The organism is Halorubrum miltondacostae, from assembly GCF_041379815.1.
Classification (GTDB): domain Archaea; phylum Halobacteriota; class Halobacteria; order Halobacteriales; family Haloferacaceae; genus Halorubrum; species Halorubrum miltondacostae.
The window spans coordinates 1-255 of sequence record NZ_JBEDNY010000020.1 but is presented as its reverse complement, the minus strand read 5'-3'; the positions used below and the strand labels follow the sequence as shown (position 1 = coordinate 255).

Genomic DNA, 255 nt, shown 5'->3' with positions numbered 1-255 from the left:
AATCCGGTTCGAGACCCTGGCTTTCGTCCCTCACTGTCGGATCCGTTCTCGCGACGTGCTTTCGCCATCGGCGGTCCGTCCAGGATTACGGGATTTCACTCCTACCCCGGACGTACCCGTCGCGCCTCCCGGTCCCAAGCCACGCAGTTTCTACCGGGCGCCCACCTGTTGAGCAGGTGGATTTCCCGATGGACTTGCGCGGCCAGCTACGGACGCTTTAGGCCCAATAAGATCGGCCATCACTTGGGCTGCCGG

General features: G+C 62.7%; 1 rRNA gene. It reads right to left on the bottom strand.

The window, feature by feature from the left end:
* Positions 1-255: ribosomal RNA gene (locus ABNG04_RS18185) — 16S ribosomal RNA — on the bottom strand; the annotation flags it as partial.